At 71.6% G+C, this 20886-nt stretch carries 18 protein-coding genes; 9 read left to right on the forward strand and 9 right to left on the reverse strand.

From position 1 onward, the window contains the following. Positions 1 to 62: 62 nt before the first annotated feature. The gene (locus CFN78_RS08695) at positions 63 to 506 is read right to left on the reverse strand and encodes a DUF1579 family protein (RefSeq protein WP_205660466.1); all 444 of its coding nucleotides are present in this window, start codon (positions 504 to 506) and stop codon (positions 63 to 65) included. A 127-nt stretch (positions 507 to 633) separates the two neighbouring features. On the opposite strand from CFN78_RS08695, the gene CFN78_RS08700 reads away from it, so the two are divergent. Then, positions 634 to 1965, forward strand: coding sequence for an amidase (locus CFN78_RS08700; RefSeq protein ID WP_094862118.1), 1332 nt, complete (start codon positions 634 to 636; stop codon positions 1963 to 1965). Between the two features lie 58 nt (positions 1966 to 2023). Here the strand turns inward: CFN78_RS08700 and CFN78_RS08705 are convergent, their stop codons facing one another. From CFN78_RS08705 to CFN78_RS08720, 4 genes are all read right to left on the reverse strand, one after another. Further along, complete coding sequence (locus CFN78_RS08705; protein ID WP_205660467.1) at positions 2024 to 3238, reverse strand: coiled-coil domain-containing protein; 1215 nt, start codon at positions 3236 to 3238, stop codon at positions 2024 to 2026. A 150-nt stretch (positions 3239 to 3388) separates the two neighbouring features. Then, a complete protein-coding gene (locus CFN78_RS08710) occupies positions 3389 to 5383 on the reverse strand; it encodes an SDR family oxidoreductase (protein WP_094862119.1) in 1995 nt (664 codons plus the stop codon). 158 nt (positions 5384 to 5541) lie between these two features. Continuing rightward, entirely contained in the window at positions 5542 to 6285 is a 744-nt protein-coding gene (locus CFN78_RS08715) for a class F sortase (RefSeq protein ID WP_094862120.1), read from the reverse strand. 3 nt (positions 6286 to 6288) lie between these two features. Continuing rightward, positions 6289 to 7725, reverse strand: coding sequence for a collagen binding domain-containing protein (locus CFN78_RS08720; protein ID WP_240519345.1), 1437 nt, complete (start codon positions 7723 to 7725; stop codon positions 6289 to 6291). Between the two features lie 541 nt (positions 7726 to 8266). Here CFN78_RS08720 and CFN78_RS08725 point away from each other — a divergent pair. After that, positions 8267 to 9097: a Bax inhibitor-1/YccA family protein gene (locus tag CFN78_RS08725; RefSeq protein ID WP_094862121.1), complete on the forward strand. Its 831-nt coding sequence runs from the start codon at positions 8267 to 8269 to the stop codon at positions 9095 to 9097. Positions 9098 to 9165: 68 nt separating this feature from the next. Here CFN78_RS08725 and CFN78_RS08730 read toward each other — a convergent pair whose 3' ends face one another. Next, the gene (locus tag CFN78_RS08730; RefSeq protein ID WP_094862122.1) at positions 9166 to 9627 is read right to left on the reverse strand and encodes a hypothetical protein; all 462 of its coding nucleotides are present in this window, start codon (positions 9625 to 9627) and stop codon (positions 9166 to 9168) included. A 148-nt stretch (positions 9628 to 9775) separates the two neighbouring features. Here CFN78_RS08730 and CFN78_RS08735 point away from each other — a divergent pair, with 148 nt between their 5' ends. Continuing rightward, positions 9776 to 11035, forward strand: a complete 1260-nt coding sequence (locus CFN78_RS08735; RefSeq protein ID WP_094862123.1) for a YeeE/YedE family protein — start codon at positions 9776 to 9778, stop codon at positions 11033 to 11035. Between the two features lie 54 nt (positions 11036 to 11089). Here CFN78_RS08735 and CFN78_RS08740 read toward each other — a convergent pair whose 3' ends face one another. Then, positions 11090 to 12310, reverse strand: coding sequence for an acetyl-CoA C-acetyltransferase (locus tag CFN78_RS08740; RefSeq protein ID WP_094862309.1), 1221 nt, complete (start codon positions 12308 to 12310; stop codon positions 11090 to 11092). 190 nt (positions 12311 to 12500) lie between these two features. Here CFN78_RS08740 and CFN78_RS08745 point away from each other — a divergent pair, with 190 nt between their 5' ends. From CFN78_RS08745 to CFN78_RS08765, 5 genes are all read left to right on the forward strand, one after another. Next, a complete protein-coding gene (locus tag CFN78_RS08745) occupies positions 12501 to 13871 on the forward strand; it encodes a cystathionine beta-synthase (protein ID WP_094862124.1) in 1371 nt (456 codons plus the stop codon). Positions 13872 to 14107: 236 nt separating this feature from the next. After that, entirely contained in the window at positions 14108 to 15799 is a 1692-nt protein-coding gene (locus CFN78_RS08750) for a DUF4064 domain-containing protein (protein WP_094862125.1), read from the forward strand. A 172-nt stretch (positions 15800 to 15971) separates the two neighbouring features. Continuing rightward, the gene (locus CFN78_RS29495; protein ID WP_205660468.1) at positions 15972 to 16649 is read left to right on the forward strand and encodes a hypothetical protein; all 678 of its coding nucleotides are present in this window, start codon (positions 15972 to 15974) and stop codon (positions 16647 to 16649) included. Positions 16650 to 16770: 121 nt separating this feature from the next. Further along, positions 16771 to 17361, forward strand: coding sequence for a hypothetical protein (locus CFN78_RS08760; RefSeq protein WP_133116308.1), 591 nt, complete (start codon positions 16771 to 16773; stop codon positions 17359 to 17361). Between the two features lie 97 nt (positions 17362 to 17458). Continuing rightward, the gene (locus CFN78_RS08765; RefSeq protein ID WP_094862127.1) at positions 17459 to 18616 is read left to right on the forward strand and encodes a cystathionine gamma-synthase; all 1158 of its coding nucleotides are present in this window, start codon (positions 17459 to 17461) and stop codon (positions 18614 to 18616) included. A 1-nt stretch (position 18617) separates the two neighbouring features. Here the strand turns inward: CFN78_RS08765 and CFN78_RS08770 are convergent, their stop codons facing one another. Then, positions 18618 to 18893, reverse strand: coding sequence for a hypothetical protein (locus tag CFN78_RS08770; RefSeq protein ID WP_094862128.1), 276 nt, complete (start codon positions 18891 to 18893; stop codon positions 18618 to 18620). Between the two features lie 145 nt (positions 18894 to 19038). Next, positions 19039 to 20226: a 4-hydroxyphenylpyruvate dioxygenase gene (hppD, locus tag CFN78_RS08775; protein WP_205660476.1), complete on the reverse strand. Its 1188-nt coding sequence runs from the start codon at positions 20224 to 20226 to the stop codon at positions 19039 to 19041. Positions 20227 to 20402: 176 nt separating this feature from the next. Between hppD and CFN78_RS08780 the strand changes: the two genes are divergently transcribed. Next, the gene (locus CFN78_RS08780; protein WP_094862130.1) at positions 20403 to 20882 is read left to right on the forward strand and encodes an Lrp/AsnC family transcriptional regulator; all 480 of its coding nucleotides are present in this window, start codon (positions 20403 to 20405) and stop codon (positions 20880 to 20882) included. Positions 20883 to 20886 lie beyond the last annotated feature (4 nt).

Here is a 20886-nt window from a genome sequence, read left to right on the forward strand (position 1 = left end):
GTTTCCGCGCGGAACGGAACCCTTGCGGGGCGGGGCCGTTCGCGGGCAGGGGTTGCCGCGGGTCAGCGGCTGAAGCTGGCGTCGACGACCTGGTAGTCCATCCCGGGCCCGAGGTTGTCCATCGCGATCCGCAGGCTCCTGCCGCCGGCCGCGCCGAGACGCAGCCGCCAGCCCGCGTCCCGGCCGTACGAACCCTCGACGCGGATGTCGCCGTCGTCGCCGAGCCGCCCCTCGCACACCATCCAGTGCGGGTTCTGGTGCCAGGAGTCGATCCAGGCCACCGCCGCCGTTCCCGGTTCCCTCCCGGCCGTCACCAGCAGCACCCCGTCCTGCGGTTCGCCCTCGTGCGACCAGGTGTATGCCACCGTCACGGCGTGGCCACCCGCGGCCACGCCCACCGAGGCCGTCGCCGCGGACGGGCTGTACTCGTCGTCCGGCATCATCCGCATCAGGTTGGTGCCCTGCCAGTCACCGGCCGCCTCGTGCAGGTTCCGCAGAATGGTCACGCGCGCCTCCCGTCGTCGCGGGACGCCGCACCCGGGGAGCACCGCGCTCGCGGGCTCACCGGTGTACCGCGTCCGGGGGTCCATGCTGGCACGCCGGTGGCCCGTTCCGCCGGGTTAGAGTCCGGGCATGACGGAGACGGCAGCCCGGACGGCGACCGCGGTACGCGGCGGCGAACTCGACCCGGTGAGCGTGACCGAACGGGCGCTGGACCGGATCGCCGCGGCCGACGGCATCCTCGGATCGTTCCGGCATGTACGTGCCGAGGAGGCCGTCGCCGAAGCGCGCGCCCTCGTCCGGCGGCCCGATCTGGCGGACCTCCCGCTCGCCGGCGTGCCCGTCGCCGTCAAGGACGTCACCGCGATCGAGGGCGAGTACGCGAGCTGGGGCTCGCGGGCGACCTCACGTGCGCCGGCCACCGCCGACGGCGACGTACCCGCCCGGCTGCGCGCCGCCGGGGCGGTCGTCGTCGGCATCACCCGCGTCCCCGAGCTGTGCGTCTGGCCGATGAGCGACAGCCCGTACGGGGTCGCCCGGAACCCGTGGGAGCCCTCGTACGCGGCGGGCGGATCGTCCGGCGGCAGTGCCGCCGCCGTCGCGGGCGGCCTGGTGCCCGTCGCGCACGGCACCGACGGACTGGGCTCGGTCCGGCTGCCCGCCGCGATGTGCGGTCTCGTCGGCGTCAAACCCGGGCGTGGCGTCATTCCCGAGACGGGCTCGCCGGGCTGGTTCGGCATGTCGACGCACGGCTCCATGGCCACCACCGTCGAGGACGCGGCGCTGCTGCTCGGTGTGCTCGCGGACAGGCCCGAACTCGGCCGGGTACGCGAGCCCGGCCCGTTGCGACTGGCCGTGTCCACCCAGGTGCCGCTCACGCATGCGCCCGTCCCCGCGCCGTTGCGCGCCGCCGCCGAACGGGTGGGCGAACTGCTCGGCGGAGCCGGGCACCACGTCGAACGGGCCACCCCGCGCTACGGCGTCGCCCCCGTCCTCGGCATCCTGACCCGCTGGTTCGCCGGGCCGCACGAGCAGGCCGAGCACTACGACCGGGCGTTGCTGCAACGGCGCACCCGTGCGCACCTGCGCGTCGGCGGTGCGCTGCGCCGGGCGGGCGTGGTCCGGGACGAGACCGCCGAGCGCTGGCAGGCCGTCGCCGCCGAGTTCTTCGCCGAGCACGACGTACTGATCACGCCGGCCCTGGCCACGCTGCCGCCGAAGGCCGGGCCGTGGAACGAGCGCTCGTGGCCGTCGAACGCCGTGCGTGCGGTCCGCGTCGCGGGGTTCGCCGGCCTGTGGAACCTCGCCGGTTACCCGGCGATGTCGGTGCCCGCGGGCAGGCACCCCAGCGGCCTGCCGGTCGGGGTGCAGCTCGTCGCCGCCCCCGGCGGCGAAGCGCGCCTGCTCGGTCTCGCCGCCCAGCTCGAGGGCCTGGCCCCCTGGCCCCGCACCCCCACCGGCTGACCACCCCATCCCGTGTCGCGCCTGGGCACCCCGTGTTGGGCGTTCCGGGCTGGCGGTGTCAGCGTTTGGCGGCTTCGAGGGACTTCGTTCGCTCGCTGCTCGATTCGGCGGGGGCGTCGTCCTCGCCGCGCTCCTCGGCTGCCGATTCGCTGACGGTCGCGCCGGACGCCTCCGAGCCCGAGCCAGACCCCGAGCCCGCGTCCGAACCGGAGCCCGCGTCACCGTCGGAGGCCTTGCCGGAGGGTCCACGGCCAGGCGAACCGTTCTTCGCGGCGCCGTTCTTGCCGCTCCGCCCGGTGCCCTTCTTGCCACCGTCCTGCGTGGCCGGGACGCTCTCGGCGACCTGCTCGGCCTTCGCGCTCTCCGCGGGCAGCGGTGCGAGCGCCTCCTCGTGGCTGACCAGCGCCTCGTCGGCGGCGCGCAACCGGGCGCGCACCTGGACGCCGATCTCGTCGAGCCGCTCCACCTCGCGCTTCGCCACCCCGGTGCGCTTGTCCGCCTCGGCTGTCGCCTCGTCGAGCCTGCGCTTGGCCTCGGCGGCGGACTCGTCGAGAGTGCGCTTCGCCTGGGCGGCCGACTCGTCCAGGGTGCGCTTGGCCTCGGCGTTCGCCTCCGCCAGCCGACGCTCGGCCTGGTTCTTGCTGGCCGTCCGCTGGTCGACGACGTGCTTCTCCAGCGCGCTGCGCTGCGAGGCCATGTTCGCGTCGAACTCCTGCTCGATCGACCGGCGCTTGCGCTCGGCCTGCCCATCGAGATGCTCGCGCCTGCGGGCCGCGTCGACGGTCAGTCGCTGCACCTCGGCCCTGGTCGCCTCCAGCGCCTTGTCGTGCTCGGCCCGCAGCGCCTCGGACTGGGAGTCGAGGTCGGTGAGCAACTTCTGGTACCGCTCGCGCAGCGCGGCGGACACGTCCGTGGTCGCGCTCCAGTGCTTCTCGGCGGCGACCTGGGCGCGGGTGGTGATCTCCTCGGCGCGCGCGTGTGCCAGGTGAGCGGTGCGCTGCATGCGCTCGTCCAGGTCCTCGAGCCGCTCCGGGGGCTGTTTCAGCTCCTCGATCCGGGCGCGGAGCTTGCCCATCTCCCGGCGGGCGTTCTCCAGTTCCCGGGACAGCGTGCTCGCCTGGGCCATTGCGGCATCGCGATCAGCGGCCAGCCGCCGCAGATGCGACTCCGCCCGCTCGATCTGCTGCCGCACCTGGTTGCGATCGAACCCGTGCCACACCTGGTCGAATTCCCGACGCAGTGGGGTGAAACCGTTGCCTTGCTCCGACGCCATGTGCCCGACGGTACCTGTGTCCACTGTGTTCTCCACGGCCACCACGGTTCAACAACCCGTGTTTTCGGTCCCACCTGGCCGATCCTCGTCCCGGGTCACGCGGATGGCGCAGTGCGCCCCGCCGTTCTCAGCAGTTCCGCACCGGCATTCTCACCAGTGGAACCCGCGGGTCAGCTTCGCCAGCGCCACCGCCGCCCTGGACAGGTGACGATCACCCCTGCCGATCTTCAACCCGCCCGCGCCACCCGCTGCCGCCGAGTCCGGGAACACGCGGAAACCCTGGTACGCCACTGCATCCACCACGCCCGGGGCCAGGGTGTAGGCGGCCTGGATCAGGTAACCGGTGGGCGTGCCCACGTGCTTCGGCCGCTCCCGCAAGGCGGTGACCACCATGTCCGCGGCCTGGTCCGGCGACTTCGTCGGGAACGCGTCGTAGATCTTCGTCGGCCGGATCATCGGGGTGCGCACCAGCGGCATGTGGATGGTGGTGAAGGTGATCCCGTCGCCGTGGGTCTCGGTGGCGGCGATCTTGGAGAAGTAGTCGAGGGCCGCCTTGGACGCCGCGTAGGCGGAGAACCGCGGCGCGATGCCCTGCACGCCGATCGAGGACACGTTCACCACGTGCCCGAACTTCCGTTCCGACATGTGCGGCAGCAGCGCCAGGATGAGCCGAACCGCGCCGAAGTAGTTGATCGCCATGGCGCGCTCGTAGTCGTGGAAGCGGTCGTAGGACAGCCGGATCGACCGCCTGATCGAGCGTCCGGCGTTGTTCACCAGCATGTCGACGCGGCCGTGCTCGGCGAGCATCGCGTCCACTGCCTTGTGCACCGACTCCTCGTCGGTCAGATCCGCCGGGTAGACCGAGGCGTGCCCGCCGGCCGCCAGGATCTCGTCGCGGACCTCCTCCAGCTCGTGCTGCCTGCGCGCGACCAGCAGCGGGACGCCGCCCGCCGCCGCGACCTTCAGCGCCGTGGCCCGGCCGATGCCGGAGGAGGCGCCGGTGATCACCACACGGCGGCCGTCCAGCTCACCGCGCGGCCCGTGCTTGCGGGCCCGGAACGGGTCCAGATGCTCCCGCCAGTAGCGCCACAGCGCCGGGGCGTAGTCCTCCAGCCGCGGTACGTCCACGCCGGACCCGGCCAGCGCCTTGCGGGTGGCGGCCGAGGAGAACACCGAGGGCAGGGTCAGAGTCTCCAGCAGCACCGGTGGGATACCGAGACGCTCCAGCACCGCGTCGCGGGCGATGGTCACCCCCGGCAGGTGCTCGCTCAGCCTGACCAGCGAGACGAGGCCCTTCGACAGCGGGTCCGGCAGCTCGGCGGTGATCGTCGGCGCCCCGGCCGCGGTGGCCAGCGCGTTGTAGACGGCGGTGACCGGCTGTGGTTCCGGGTTGACCAGGTGGAAGGCGCGTCCGTCCAGACCCTCGGTGGTGGCCAGTTCCAGCAGCGCACGGGCCACGTAGTCGACAGGGACGATGTTGGTGTCGCCGATGTCCGGGCCCGCCAGCGGGAGGTTGGGCAGCGAGGTGAGCCGGTTGATGGCGTTGAACAGGTAGTACGGCCCGTCGATCTTGTCCATCTCGCCGGAGACCGAGTGGCCGACCACCACCGCGGGCCGGTAGACGCGCCATGGCACACCGTTCTGCTCGCGGACCAGGCGCTCGGCCTCGAACTTCGTCCGATGGTACGGCGTGACCAGGCGCTGCCCGACGTCGAACATCTCCTCGGTGAACATGCCCTCGTGATCGCCGGCCACGGCGACCGAGGAGACGTGGTGCAGGCAGCCCGCGCGCAGGTCTGCGGCCAGTTCGATGACCTGGCGGGTGCCCTCGACGTTGGCCTTGATGCTGGCGTCGTCGTCGGCGGTGAGGTCGTAGAGGGCGGCCAGGTGCACGACGTGGTCGACCGCGCCGCGCAGCTCCTCGCGGTCGGTGTCGCCGAGGCCGAGCAGCGGTTCACCGAGGTCGCCGCTGACCAGCCGGACCCGCTCCGGGTGCGGCCAGGTGGCGACCAGGTCGGCGAGGCGTTCCCGCGAGGCGTCGCGGACGAGCAGGTGCACGGTCTCCGTGTCGGCCCGCCCCAGCAGCAGCGTGCTGAAGTGCCTGCCGATCAGTCCGGTCGCGCCTGTTACGAGATACGTGGCCATGACTCGCCCCTCCACCGCTGTTCCGCCGGGCGTGGTCGTGGCCGACCGTGCCCGTTTTCCCTGCCCGAGCAGATTGTGCCCGACCCGGGCGCTTTCGCGCGGGTCGCCGGGCCAGCCGGCACGCGGGGTGACCGAGGTCCTACCGCCGGTCGGCCGCCTCAGACGGGCTCGGCGACGACGACGCGGTTCTCCGCGTAGCCGGTCGAGCCGCCGAGCCAGCGGCCTCCGCAGGTCACCAGGACCACGCGGTGGGTACCGTCCTGGCCGAACAGCTCGCCGGCCCGTTGCGGCAACTCGTCCTTGTGCAGGGTGAAGACCTGGGCGATGTCGTAGTTCCACTCGGTGCCGTCGGTGTCCTTCACGGTCACGCGTTCGCCGACCCTGGCGTTCCACAGTTCCGCGAACGGCCCTGCGCGGCCCTGCCAGTTCACGTGCCCGGCGAACAGGCTGGCACCGCCGGGCGCGTCCAGCCCGGCACCCCACCAGGTCGCCTCGCCCAGATCGTCCGGGACGGGCAGCAGCGCCTCCGGTCCGACGACCTCCTGGCGCACCAGCGTCGCGGTGCCCCCGTCCGGCAGCCGGATCGTGCCGGGACGCTGGCCGTGTAGCGGTGGCTCCGGTGCCGGCGGTTCGGCCGCGACGGGGGCGGGCGCCTGCGGCTCCGGCGCGGGTGCCGTGGGAGGCGGTGGCGGCTCGGCGGGCGGCTGCACCGGTTCGGGCGGGGCGAGGACGGGCGCGGCCGCCGCCGGCGGCACCGGAGCGGCGAGGGCACGGCCGGCGATGGTGCCGTCCGGCAGCAGCAGGGTCCCGGCCACCACGAGTTCGGCGGCCAGCAGGGCGGCCGCGCCAATCAGGTAGGGCGCGACCGTCCTGCGGCGCGGGGCCGGGGCTTCGGCACGCATCGGTCAGCGACCGGCGAACCGGCGGCGGGCGATCAGGCCGACCAGCAACGACGCGAGCGCGGCGAGCCCGATCATCGCGGCCAGCGCGCCGCCGGAGGGGCCGGTGGTGGTCGCACCGCCGGCCAGCGTGACCGGCTCCGCGCCCGCCGGGATCGTGTGCGGGACCTCGTTGGGCGCGTTGGCGATCCGCAGTTCCAGCGTCTCGCCGGGCACCACCTCGCCGCAGGCGGACGGCGGGTTCGCCGGATCGAAGCCGTCGTCGTAGCCGGACGGCGGGCTCACCTCCACGACGCAGATCTCCTGCGGTGCCTTCAGGTCCGGTACCGACACGGCGCCATCCTCGCCCTCGGTGGTGACGACGACGGGCTTGCCGTCCGCTCCGACCAGCGCCTGGTCGTCCTGACCGGTGGCGGGCGCGGTCCGGTCGGCGGCGGTGACGCGCAGCGCCACCCCGGCGATGCCCTTGCCGCTCCTGGTGTCGACCTTGGCCACCCGGACCGCGCCGGGTTTGGTGCGGGCGGTGGTGGCGGCTTCTGCCGCGAGGTCCTGTTCGCCGCCGGTGGAGACCACCCGCTGTGTGTTCGTGTCCACCGGAACCTGCACGTACGGCCGGGCTGCGGGAGCCTTCATCGCACCCGCGACCTTCGGCGCAGCCCCGGTGGGCGTGACCTCGACGACGGCCTTGCCCTCCTCGTCGGTCTCCACCGTGACGGTCTCCTCGCCGCCCGCCGTGGCGTCGGTGAGGGTCAGGGTCACCGGGACCTCCGGGACGCCGCTGTCCTTCGCGTTGGTCACCGACACGGTCCACTCGGCCGGGGTGCCGATGACCTGTTCGCCCTCCGGCGCGGAGACGGTCGCCGACCAGGGACCGCGGTTCGCCTCGGCGTCCGCGGACAGCGTCTCCACCGCCGTTCTCGCGCCCTCGGGCAGCTTCTCCAGGTGGTACGGCGCGTCGTAGGCGATCTTGTCGAAGCCAAGCGCGGGGTCGAGGTCGGCGGGACCGCGGGGTGCCGAGGTCCAGGAATGCAGCAGGTGGGCCAGCGCGGCGGCCTCGTCCGGGTTGTCCGTGTCGCCGTGCCGGAGCAGCAGGTAGGAGATGTTCCCGGCGATGTCCTCCGGCAGCGCGGTGCCCCACTTGGTGAGCAGTTCGTCACCCGGTTCGTACGGCTCCTCGGTGTCCGGGGCCTTGAACTGGAACTGCACGCAGAACACCTGCTTGCCGTTCACCGTGTACGACCCGAGCCAGTCGCTCTCGCCCTGGGCGCCCGCATACGGCTGGGCCGGGCTCGTCTCGTGCCCGATGGCCTCCTCGACCTCGGCCAGCGCCGCCGGTGCCGTGGCCACCAGGGTGGCGCTGCCGAGCAGGAAGGCGCCGAGCGCCCCGGCCAGCCCGCGCCGGGCGCGGTTCGGGCGTCTCGATCGCCCCGTTGTCCGCCACATGATTCGCTGCCCCTCCGTAGTCCTGGTGAATCGGTACTGTCGAGTCCCGTGCCGCGGGCCGGCCGCCGCCCTGTGCCGGGTGGATCCCGGTGTGCGGCGAGGACGGCCCCCCCTGTGTCGCGGCTCGGTGTCCCGCGCTCTTGCTCCGGCGCGCCAGGCACGCCCCGGGCCGGTCTCCCACCGGCGCCGGTACCGCTGCTGCCGCGCCCGTCCCGTTGCTGGTGAGACGTCCGAGGTGCCCTGATCGGGGGTCCCCTGCCGTCGCGTCGCGCAGTCCCCCGGAGGATGCCTGCGGTGACCGATCGGACACGCCTCGTGATATTCGCTCGCGCGGTCCGGCCCTGGCAATAGCCCACAGGTATGACGGCGGCACCGAAGGGTCCATTCGTACGTAAAATCGCGTTTCCCCGGCGTCCGCACCCCCTGTGGGAGGGTGTGGGTAAAGTCGGCTTTACCCGACGGGAACCGGCCGGACAGTGCGGTCGTTAGACCCAGTGCAGGTGCCAGAACGAGCAGGTGCCAGTAGATCCAGGAGGATCAGGTGCGTTCCACAAGCAACCCCGCGTTCCGCAATCTGCCGCAGGGCAATGCGGCGGCGCACGGTCAGTACGGGCCGAACCTCGGCTTCAACCAGCCGCAGGGCGGCGTGCCGGGCCACGGTGCCCCGCAGGCCCCGGCGGCCTCCGGCGACCGTCCGATGACGGTCGACGACGTCGTGATGAAGACCGGCATGAGCCTCGGCGTCGCCCTCATCACCGGTATCGCCGCCGCGATCTGGGCGCAGGGCCAGGCCGCGGCCAACGCCATGGGCCCGATCATCGGCGTGATGATCGCCGGCATGCTCGTCGGGCTCGGGCTCTCGCTGTTCATCATCTTCAAGCAGAAGGCGAGCGGCCCGCTGACGCTGGCCTACTCGGCCGCTGAGGGTGTCTTCCTCGGTGCGATCACCGGCCTGTTCGAGATGCTGTACCCCGGCATCGCGCTCCAGGCGATCCTCGGCACCGGCGCCGTGTTCGGCGTGATGCTGGTCGTCTACAAGACCGGCGCGGTGAAGGTCACCCCGAAGCTGCGCAAGTGGGTCATGGGTGCGCTGGGCGGCGTCGTCGTCCTGATGCTGCTCAACCTGGTGCTGGGCCTGTTCGGCGTCAACATGGGCCTGCGTGACGGCGGTGCGCTGGCGATCCTGTTCAGCGTCGTGGTCATCGGTGTGGCGGCGTTCTGCCTGCTGATGGACTTCGACATGGCCGACCAGATGATCCGCGACGGCATGCCGTCGAAGTTCGCCTGGTTCGCCGCGTTCGGCCTGATGACCACCCTGGTCTGGCTGTACCTGGAGATCCTGCGCCTGCTGTCGTACCTGCAGAGCGACTGACTCCGGCAGAACCTACACACGCGACGAGGGGTGCCCGGCGAATCCGCCGGGCACCCCTCGTCGTTTCGTCAGCCGGGTTTGCGCGCCGACCAGCGGCCCGCGGCGGGCGTCTCGCCCTCCGCCGGCGCGGCTGGAGCGGCCCGGCCGGGCAGGCCGGTCGCGGCGAGCAGGAACGCCGCCGTCGCGCCCGCGGCGCAGACGAAGCCGAGTCCCACGCCGGGGACGTGGAACGCGCCGTCGCTGGCCCGGATCGCCCACAGCGCGGTCGGTACCAGGCAGGCGAGGAAGGCCAGCACGAGCGGGAAACGCTTGCGCAGCAGCATTCCGAGCAGGCCGACGATCGCGCCGGCGAGCAGTGGCAGGGCCAGCGAGCCGAACAGGTTCGCCGGGCCGACCTCGTCGCCGGTACCGAACAGGTCGCGCAGCGCCAGATCGCTCGCCGTGCGTTCGCCCTGCCATGGGCGGAGCGTCGCCACGACGGCGGCCACCGCGCCGGCGAGGGTGAACAGTGCGGCCAGGAATCGCCTCATGGGACACCAGCGTATGGACTCGGCACGATGACGGCTACGGACACGGTGGTGCGCGGGTGGCGTCGCACTCCGTGGGACGCCTTTGCCCGCCCCGTCCGGCGACCTACCGTCGACCGCACACCCACGTCCAGCCGAGCCCGGAGAAGCCATGGCCGTCACCGCAGGAGAACCGCGTCCCGCGGCCTTTCCCACCTCGTGCGCGACCCCGGCACCCGCCCCGGAGGAACCGGTCCGGACCGGGCCGCTGCTGGTGTTCACCGCGCTCGCGGTCGCGTTGTGCGCCTACGTCGGCATCGCGCACGGCGCGAAGTTCGCCGTGCTGCTGGGCCTCGGGTTCGGACTGGGGCTCGCGCTGTTCCACTCGCGGTTCGGCTTCACCTCCGCCTGGCGGCAGCTCATCGCCGTCGGCAACGGTCAGGGCCTGCGTGCGCACACCCTGCTGCTCGGCACCACGGCCACATTGATCGCGTTGGTCGCGAGCACCGGCAGCGGCCTGTTCGGCAGCGTGCCGAAGGTGACCGGTGGGCCGATCGGGCTGGCACTGTTCGCCGGGGCGCTGCTGTTCGCCGTCGGCATGCAGCTCGGTGGTGCCTGCGCTTCGGGCACACTGTTCGCCGTCGGCTCCGGGCAGTCGGCGATCGTGCTGACGCTGGGCGGTTTCGTGGCCGGGTCGGTGATCTACACCTGGGCGTTCCCGGCGCTGGACGGCTGGCCGGAGGTACCCGGACTGGTGTTCGCCGAACACGTCGGCTGGTTCGGTTCGTGGGCGATCACCCTCGCCGCGCTCGCCGGGATCGTGCTGGCCACCCGCTTCGTGCAACGCCGTCGCACGCCGCCGCCGGTCGCCCCGGCGCCGACCGCGCACGGTCCGGCTCGGATCCTCCGCGGCGCGTGGCCGATGCTCGCCGGGGCGGTGGTGCTCGCGGTGCTGGCCGGTGCGGTGTTCCTCGTCTCCGGTGGCACCTGGGGCGTGACGAGCGCGTTCGCCCTGTGGGGAGCCAAGATCCTGCAACTGTTCGGCCTGCACCCGGAAACCTGGGAGTACTGGCAGAGCGCGGCGAACGCCAAGTCCCTGCAGGGTCCGATCTGGACGGACAAGACCAGCCTGACCAACATCGGCATCATGATCGGCGCGGCGATCGCGGCCACGGCCGCCGGGGCGTGGAAGATCCACCGCTCGATTCCGGGGAAGACCGCGCTCGCCGCCGTGCTCGGTGGGGTGCTGATGGGCGTCGGCGCCCGGCTCGCGGGCGGCTGCAACATCGGCGCCTACCTCGGCGGTATCTCCACCGGCAGCCTGCACGGCTGGCTGTGGGGTGCGGTCGCGCTGGGCGGCACCTGGATCGGCCTGAAGCTGCGGCCCCTGTTCGGCCTCGGCAACCCGGCCCCTTCCGACAGCGCCTGCTGACGGCCCCTGCCGGGTGTGGCGGCCCGCGTCGGTACGCGAGCCGCCACGCCCCGATCAGCTCAGCCGCTCCAGGACCATCGCCATGCCCTGCCCGCCGCCGACGCACATCGTCTCCAGGCCGAACTGCTTGTCGTGGTGGCGCAGGGAGTTGATCAGTGTCGAGGAGATCCGCGCGCCCGTCATGCCGAACGGGTGGCCGACCGCGATCGCCCCGCCGTTGACGTTCAGCCGGTCGATGTCGATGCCGAGGTCCCGGTACGAGGGGATCACCTGCGCGGCGAACGCCTCGTTGATCTCCACCAGGTCGATGTCACCGATCGACAGTCCGGCCCGCCGCAGTGCCTGCTTCGACGCCTCGACCGGGCCGTAGCCCATGATCTCCGGCGACAGGCCGGTGACCCCGGTCGACACCACGCGCGCCAGCGGGGTGATGCCGAGCTCCTTGGCCTTCGTGTCGGACATGATCACCAGTGCGGCGGCGCCGTCGTTGAGCGCGCAGCAGTTGCCCGCGGTGATCCGGCCGTCCGGGCGGAAGACCGGCTTGAGTCCGGCCACACCGTCCAGGGTGACCCCCGCGCGCGGGCCGTCGTCGGTGTCCACGACCGTGCCGTCCGGCAGGGTGACCGGCGTGATGTCGGAGGCCCAGAACCCGTCGGCGATCGCCTTCTCCGCGAGGTTCTGCGAGCGCACGCCGAACTCGTCCATCTCCTCGCGCGAGATGTTCTTCAGCCGCGCCAGGTTCTCCGCGGTCTGCCCCATCGCGATGTAGACGTCGGGAAGCTGGCCGTTCTCCCTCGGGTCGGTCCAGGAGTCCGAACCCTGCCCCGCGGTCGCCGCCGTACGCGACTCGGCCTGCGCGAACAGCGGGTTGTGCGTGTCCGGCCAGGAATCCGAACTGCCGTTGGCGAAGCGTGACACCGTCTCCACGCCGGCCGAGACGAACACCTCGCCCTCGCCCGCGCGGATCGCGTGCAGCGCCATCCGCGTGGTCTGCAGGCTGGACGAGCAGTAGCGGGTGATCGTGCAGCCGGGCAGGTGGTCGTAGCCCAGTTCGACGGCGACCGCGCGGCCCATGTTGAAGCCGGACTCACCGCCGGGCAGTCCGCAGCCGAGCATCAGGTCGTCGATGTCGGCGGGATCGAGCTGCGGAACCTTGTCCAGCGCGGCCCTGACCATCGCCACGGTGAGATCGTCGGGCCGCATCCCCACCAGGGAACCCTTGCCCGCCCGTCCGATCGGGGAGCGGGCGGTCGAGACGATCACGGCTTCCGGCATGGCGGACACTCCTCTGGGTCTGCGCGGTGGTGCTGGTCACCACATCCTGCATCCCCCCGGACGAGCGGCAAACCGAAACGCGAGACCCGTCACGCGCCGGGCCCCGCGAGCGGGGTGGTTAGGCTGCGGACGGACGTCGCAACGCAGCAGTGCCGGAAGATCCCGGTACTCGTAAGCACTGGGAGCCGGAGTGGAATACGTCGAGCACATCGTGGATCTGGTGGGCGGCACGCCGCTGGTGAAACTGAACTCCCTCGCCGAGGGGCTCGAGCCGCTCGTGCTGGCGAAGGTCGAGTACATGAACCCCGGCGGCAGCGTGAAGGACCGCATCGCGCTGCGGATGGTGGAGGCCGCCGAGAAGTCCGGCGAACTGAAGCCGGGCGGCACGATCGTCGAGCCCACCTCAGGCAACACCGGGGTCGGACTCGCCATGGTCGCCCAGCGCAAGGGTTACAAGTGCGTGTTCGTCTGCCCGGACAAGGTCAGCGAGGACAAGCGCAACGTGCTCAAGGCCTACGGTGCCGAGGTGGTGGTCTGCCCGACCGCCGTCGCGCCGGAGGACCCCGAGTCGTACTACAACGTCTCCGACCGGCTGGTCACCGAGATCGAGGGCGCCTGGAAACCCAACCAGTACGCCAACCCGGAGAACCCCGCCAGCCACTACCACTCCACCGGTCCGGAACTGTGGAAGCAGACCGACGGCCGGATCACCCACTTCGTCACCGGCGTCGGCACCGGCGGCACCATCTCCGGCACCGGCCGCTACCTCAAGGACGTCAGCGAGGGCCGGGTCCAGGTGATCGGCGCCGACCCCGAGGGTTCGGTGTACTCCGGTGGCAGCGGCAGGCCGTATCTGGTGGAGGGTGTCGGCGAGGACTTCTGGCCGGAGACCTACGACCGCGGTGTCGCCGACGAGATCATTCCCATCTCCGACGCGCACTCCTTCGACATCACCCGCAGGCTCGCCCGTGAGGAGGGTCTGCTGGTCGGCGGCTCCTGCGGCATGGCCGTGGCCGCGGCCCTGCGCCTGGCCGAGCGCTGCGGCCCGGACGACGTGATCGTGGTGCTGCTGCCCGACGGTGGCCGCGGCTACCTGACGAAGGTCTTCAACGACGCGTGGATGTCCTCCTTCGGCTTCCTGCCGCCGGACTCCTCCGGTGCCACCGTCGGCGACGTCCTGCGTAAGAAGGACGGGCCGATCCCGGATCTGGTGCACAGCCACCCCAGCGAGACCGTCGCCGAGGCGGTGTCCGTGCTGCGCGAGTTCGGCGTCAGCCAGATGCCCGTGGTCAGCGCCGAACCGCCGGTCATGGCGGCGGAGGTCGTCGGCTCGGTCAACGAGCGGGACCTGCTCGACGCGCTGTTCACCGGCAAGGCCGCGCTCGCCGACGCGCTGACCGGCCACATGTCCGCCCCGCTGCCGACGATCGGCGCCGGGGAGCAGGTCGGTTCCGCGATGAAGGCACTGACCGGTGCCGACGGCGCGCTCGTCCTCGTCGACGGCAAGCCCGCCGGTGTGGTGACCCGCCAGGACCTGCTCTCCTTCCTCGCCGGCCACTGACCCCACCCGGCATGCCGTGTCGGGCGCCCCGGCATGCCGTGTCGGGCGGTAGGGCATGCCGTGTCGGGCGGTAGGGCGAGGAGCGGGAGCGGGCCGGACGTGCCGGAGCGGCCGATGTCCGAGGTTCGGGACGGCGAGCCGCTCGGCCGGGGCGTTCGGAGCAGCATATTCGTGCATCCGATAGCGTGTGCTTCCGAATACAAAACAGGTCCGCGTCAAGGGGGTTCAAGACCCACATGAGTGCTCCGCAGCCACCGAATCAGCCCTGGGGTGGCGGCCAGCAGCAGCCGCCGCAGGGCCCGCCGAGTGGTCCAATCCCGCAGCAAGACCCGTTCGGTTCCCCGGAACCGACCCAGGTCGTCCAGCCCGCGAGCCCGCAGGAGGGTGGTCAGCAGGGCAGCCAGTTCGGTGACTCCCCGGAGCCCACGCAGGTGGTCCAGCCCCCGAAGCCCGGCGAGCAGGGCGACGACTCCGGCGCGACGCAGGTCGTCTCGACGGGCGGTGCGGGCGGGGACGGGCCCGGCGCGGAATCCACGCAGCTCGTGCCCCCCGGCTCCCAGCCGCCCGCGATTCCGTACGCCCCGCCGCCGAGCGCGGCCGACAACCCCGGCGCGATGCACCCGCAGGGGGGCTTCGGTGCGCCCGGCCAGCAGCCGGGCGGTTTCGGCGGACCGCCCCCCGGCGGCTTCGACCCGTCTCAGGGACAGGGCGGCTTCGGCGCGCCCCCACCCGGGCCAGGTCAGCCGCAGCCGGGTGGCTTCGGCGGCCCGCCGCAGTTCGGTGGCCCGCCGCCCGCCGGTGGTCCCGCGGGTGGCACCAACAAGATGATCGGCACGGTCGTCGGTGGCGTTACCGCGCTCATCGGCCTGGTGATAGTGCTGTTCGGGATCATCGATTTCGCCGACATCACCGGTGGCATCGAGGGGGCACAGGAACTCAGCGACGATCAGGTCGACGAAGCCCTCGGCCAATTGGGAATCTCCTCGATCGGCACGCTCTCGTTCTACATCATCATGATCCTGGTCGGCGGGATCGCGGCCCTCGCCGGCGGCATCCTGACCGCTCTCGCGGGCAAGCTTTCCGGCGTGCTCAAAAAGATCGCGCCGATCGCCATCGCCGCCGGCGGATTCCTCGTGGTGCTGTTCGCCATTCTGTTGATGGCGGGCACCTCCCTGTCCGACGAAGGTGAGGCGCTGATAGCCAGCGCTCCCGGCACCGAGGTGCCCGGTGCGGGCACACCGGTGCTGTACCTGATTCTCGGCTTCCTGCTGCTCATCGTGGGCGTGTTGGGCGTCGTCCCGGCCACGGCCAAGATGATCGGCCTCGGCGACAAGGGTTCCGCCTTCGGTGGCCCGGGTCAGCCCGGTTTCGGCGGGCCTGGCGGGTTCGGTGGTCCGGGTGCCCCCGGCGGCTTCGGTGGACCGGGCCAGCCGGGCTTCGGTGGTCCCGGTGGTCCCGGACAGTCAGGTTTTGGTGGCCCCGGCGGTTTCGGTCAGCAGGGTCCGCCCAGCGACCCCGGTGGCTTCGGCCAGCCCGGCGGTTACCCGCAGCAGGGTCCACCCAGTCAGCCTGGCGGTTACCCGCAGCAGGGTCCGCCCAGCCAGCCTGGCGGCTTCGGCCAGCAGGGCCCGCCGCCGCAGTTCGGTCAGCCCGGTGGTTTCGGCCAGCCTGGCGGCTACCCGCAGCAGGGCCCGCCGCCGCAGTTCGGCCAGCAGCCGCCGCAGTTCGGTCAGCAGGGTCCGCCCAGCGACCCTGGCGGCTTCGGCCAGCCCGGTCAGTTCGGTCAGCCGGGCCAGTTCGGCCAGCCCGGTGGTGACCAGGGCCAGCCTGGCGGTTATGGCCAGCCCGGCGGTTACGGCCAGCCCGGCGGCGACCAGGGCCACCCCGGTCAGCCGCAGCAGGGGCAGCAGCCCCCGCAGCAGTGGTGACCTGACACGCGAAGTCCGGCGATGCCCCCGGCCCTGAATCCGAACAGTGGCCGGGGGCATCGCCGCGTCCTGGACCGGTTCGCCGCACGACTTCGTCGTGAACGCCCTTTCCACGGGCCTGGGAACGCTAGGGTGAATCCCGTTCAGAGTGCTGTCAGGCGATAGGGGAGTCGTGACCAACCCGTACGGCTATCCGACCCAGCCCGGACCGGGGCAGGGCGGTTACGCGTTCCAGGCGCAGCAGAGCCCGCCGAGCGGGGCGACGGCGATCCTCGCCGGGCTGGTAGGGCTCGTGCTCGGCGGCGTCCTCGCCTTCCTGCCGACCTACTGGCTGATCGACATCCCCGAGGGCGCCTCGCTGAGCGACCTCCAGTCGAACGGCTACACGATGCTCGGCCTCTACTACGGGGCGGGCCTGTTCCTGATCCTGGGCGCGATCGTCACCTTCTTCCGTGGTTTCGCCGGTGCGTTCCTGTTGCTCGTCGGCTCGCTGCTGGGGGTGGCGGCCGTGCTGCTCGAACCCGCGATCCTGTACGACGGGCAGTTCGGTCTTTTCTTCGAGCTGACGTTCTCCTTCGAGGTGCCCCAGGCCTGGGTCCGGATCGCCGGTCTCGTGCTCGGTCCGGTGGTGCTGATCCTTGCCGTGCTCCCGCCGACGATGCGCTACCTCCGGCACAACCCCGGTACGCCGCAGCAGTGGAACCAAGCCCAGCACCCGCAGCCGCAGCAGTACCCCCACGGACAGCAGTACCCGCAGGCCCAGTACCCCCAGCAGAACCCCCAGCAGTGGGGCGGTGCGCAGCAGCCCGGCGGGCAGCAGGGTGGCGGTTACCCGCCGCAGAACTGGTGAACGATCCGTCGATGCCGGTTTGGTGACTTTCGCCGATACCGGCCCCTGAATCGCCTTACGCTGTGCTGTCCGGCCGATTCCGGCCGGACGGGAGTCGCGTCACGGACGACGAGGGGTCACCATGAGCTACCCACAATTTCCCGGAACCGGCGGTCAGCCCGCCATGCCGAACCATCCCGCACACGCGATGCCGCCGCAGCGGGAGAGCGGCGTCACCGCGATCATCGCGGGGGTGCTCGCCGTCGTCGGCGGGTTGTTCCACCTGCTGGGCATCTTCCTGCAGTTCGCCGACGCCGACGTGATCTTCGATGAGGTGTACGGGGTCGTCGCGTTCATCTCGAACATCGTGCTGGTGCTGACGCTGCTGCCCGGTGCGGTACTGCTGTTCACCCGCAAGCCCGCCGGACGCCTGCTGGTCATGGGTGGGGCGGCGTTCGCCGTCGTGTACTTCGTCGGCGGGCTGGTGTGGGGGCTGGCATCCACCCTGCCGAGCACCTCGCTGACCAGTTCGCAGGCCGGGGCAGTCGCCGGGGCGACGGGCACCATCCTGCTGGTGTTCATGGTTCCCGCCATCGCGACGTTCGTGCTCGCCATCGTCCCGCCGACCGTCCGCTGGATCGCGGCGGCGCGGGCACCACAGGCAGGTGGCTACGCGCAGTCGCAGCCCTTGCAGCCTCCGCCCGGATACCCGCAGCAGCCCCAGAGTTGGTGACGCGCGCCGGGGCCGCCGCGATCACCGCGGCGGCCCCGGCGTCCACATCACGCGACGCCACTGCCACCGTCACCCGGCTGGCCGTACGCTGGTCCGCATGGTTGACGACCACTCCTCCCTGGGCTTCGAGACGCGCGCCATCCACGTCGGGCAGCAGCCCGACCCGCGGACGGGCTCCGTCATCGTGCCGATCTATCAGACCTCCACCTACGCGCAGGACGGCGTCGGCGGGCTGCGTGAGGGCGAGTACGAGTACTCACGTACCGCCAACCCGAACCGCACCGCGCTGGAACAGGCGCTCGCCGCGCTCGAAGGGGCGCGGCACGCGCTCGCCTTCGGCTCCGGGATGGCGGCGACGGACGCACTGCTGCGCACCATGCTGCGTCCCGGCGACCACTTGGTCCTCGGCGACGACGCGTACGGCGGGACCTTCCGCCTCATCGACAAGGTGCTCACCGAATGGGGCGTCACCTACGACGTTGCGCGACTGTCCGATGTGGACGCCGTACGGGCGGCCGTGCGTCCGGAGACGAAGGCGATCTGGTGTGAGACGCCGACGAACCCGTTGCTCGGCATCGCCGATATCGCGGTACTCGCACAGGTGGCGCACACCTCCGGCGCGAAGCTGATCGTGGACAACACCTTCGCGACCCCGTACCTGCAGACGCCGCTCGATCTCGGTGCCGACGTCGTGCTGCACTCCACCACCAAGTACCTCGGCGGGCATTCCGACGTGGTCGGCGGCGCGGTCGTCACGAACTCGGACGAACTGCGGGAGAAGCTGTTCTTCCTGCGCAACACCGCGGGCGCGGTGCCGGGCCCCTTCGACGCCTGGCTGACCCTGCGCGGTGTGAAGACGCTGGCGGTACGGATGGAACGGCACTGCGACAACGCGGAACGGGTCGTCGAGGCCCTGCGTGCGCATCCCAAGGTCGGCACGGTCTACTACCCGGGGCTGCCGGAGCATCCGGGGCACGAGGTCGCGGCCAAGCAGATGCGCCGTTTCGGCGGGATGATCTCCTTCACCCACGTCGACGGGGAGCAGGCCGCGCTGGACGTCGCGGACGGAACCTCGCTGTTCATCCTCGCCGAGTCGCTCGGCGGCGTCGAGTCGCTGATCGAGCACCCCGGCCGGATGACGCACGCCAGCACGGAGGGGTCCACGCTGCAGGTGCCCGCCGACCTGGTGCGGCTGTCCGTCGGGATCGAGAGCGGCGAGGACCTGGTCGCCGACCTGCGTACGGCGCTCGACTGAGCTACGGGCGGTAGTTCGCCGGCTCGGCGGCGCCGGCTTCCGGCGCGCGGACCTGACCGGGTCCGGTGGCGGGGAGATCGGCGCCGTCGACGCAGCCGCCGACCAGTTCCACGTGGTTGTCGTGCCGGATGTACTGCGCGGGATCGCCGCAGGTGGCCTGCTCGACGGTGTAGAAGGCGGCGCCGGTCAGCGCGATGGCGGACGCCACCGCCGCGACCATCGGGACGACGCCGGACGAACGGCCGCTCCGGCTCTGTCCCGTGTGCCCCCGTCGCATGGCTTTCTCCCGGGTCGTCGCTGGTTGTCGTGCCCAGGGTACCCGCCTCACGCGGACGTCACCTGACGCCGTGACGGAAACCGGCTCCGGGCACGGAAAGGCCGGTGAACGGCGCCCGTCCACCGGCCTTTCCCCGCGACGGTCGTCAGAGGTTGCCGCGGCGATCCTGCTCGCGCTCGATGGCCTCGAACAGCGCCTTGAAGTTGCCAAGGCCGAAGCCCAGCGAACCGTGCCGTTCGATCAGCTCGTAGAACACGGTCGGACGGTCGCCGATCGGCTTGGTGAAGATCTGCAGCAGGTAGCCGTCCTCGTCCCGGTCGACCAGGATCCGGTGCTCCTTCAACGTCTCGATCGGCACGCGCACGTTGCCGATCCGGGCCCGCAGCTCCGGGTCGTCGTAGTAGGAGTCCGGCACCGACAGGAACTCGACGCCCGCGGCACGCATCGCCGTCAGCGTGGCCACGATGTCGTTGGTGGCCAGCGCGATGTGCTGGCAGCCGGGGCCGCCGTAGAAGTCCAGGTACTCGTCGATCTGCGACTTCTTCTTCGCGATCGCGGGCTCGTTCAGCGGGAACTTGACGCGGTGGTTGCCGTTCGAGACGACCTTGCTCATCAGCGCCGAGTAGTCGGTGGCGATGTCGTCGCCGACGAACTCCGCCATGTCCACGAAGCCCATCACGCGGTGGTACCAGTCGACCCAGTAGTCCATCTTGCCGAGCTCGACGTTGCCGACGCAGTGGTCGACGGCCTGGAACAGCCGCTTCGGCGCGCCTTCGGGACGGGTGACCGCGCCCTCCTTCGCCTCGAAGCCGGGCAGGTAGACGCCGTCGTAGCGGGAACGGTCGATCAGCGTGTGCCGGGTCTCGCCGTAGGTCGCGATCGCCGCGCGGCGGATGGTGCCGTGCGAGTCGGTGACGTCGTTCGGCTCCTCCAGCACGGTCGCACCCTGCGAACGGGCGTGCTCGACGCACTTGTCCACGTCGGCGACCTCGAGCGCCAGGTCGATCACGCCGTCGCCGTGGCGGCGGTGGTGGTCGAGCAGTTCCGAGTCGGGGCGCACGCCGCCGGTGATGACGAACCGTGCCGAGCCGGACTTGAGCACGAAGGCCTTGTGGTCCGGGTTTCCTGTCTCCGGGCCGGAGTACGCGACCTGCTGCATGCCGAACGCGACCTGGTAGAACCACGCGGTCTGGGTGGCGTTGCCGGCGATGAACACGACGGCGTCCAGCGCCTTGACCGGGAACGGGTCGGTCGAGGAGTCGTGGTCGACCAGCCCGACGAGCTGGCGGAGCTGGTCGAAGCTGACGTCGTCCATCGCGGCGTGCGGTTCCATCGTGTTGGTCACGGCCCGGCCTCCTCGATCGTGGTGTGTGGCGGTCGTCGAAGCATGCGACCTGCCGGGCAAGGTGAGCAATAGCCGTCGATTTCGCTGCGCGATCTGTACAGTTCTGACGCGGAAACCCCGCGCAGACTGGGCAGGCTGCGCACTACTCGGCTGGGAGACGCTCGATGCCGGACGGACCGCTGGACGAACTCGACTCGAAGTTGCTGCTCCTGCTCACCGACTCACCCCGGCTCGGGGTGCTGGAATGCGCCCGCAGGCTGGGCGTCGCGCGCGGCACCGTGCAGGCCCGGCTGGACCGGCTCGCCGCACGCGGAGTGCTGGCCGGTTTTCCGCCGGACCTGGATCTGGTGGCGATGGGGTACGGCCTGACGGCGTTCGCCTGGCTGGAGATCGCGCAGGGCAGGCGCAGCCAGGTGGCCGAGGCGCTGGCGGCGATCGACGAGGTCTGCGAGGTGCACGCGACCACCGGGCAGGGTGACCTGTTCGTGCGGATGGTCGCGCGTTCGAACGACGACCTCCAGCGGGTGATCGACGAGGTGGTCAGCGTGCCGGAGGTCCGCCGAACGTCCACCTCGATCGCGTTGTCCACCCCCGTGCCGCCCCGGTTCCGTCCGCTGCTGGAGCGGACCGCGCGCGGGGCCTGATCCC

Source organism: Amycolatopsis antarctica (assembly GCF_002262875.1).
In the GTDB taxonomy this organism is placed as follows: Bacteria; Actinomycetota; Actinomycetes; order Mycobacteriales; family Pseudonocardiaceae; genus Amycolatopsis; species Amycolatopsis antarctica.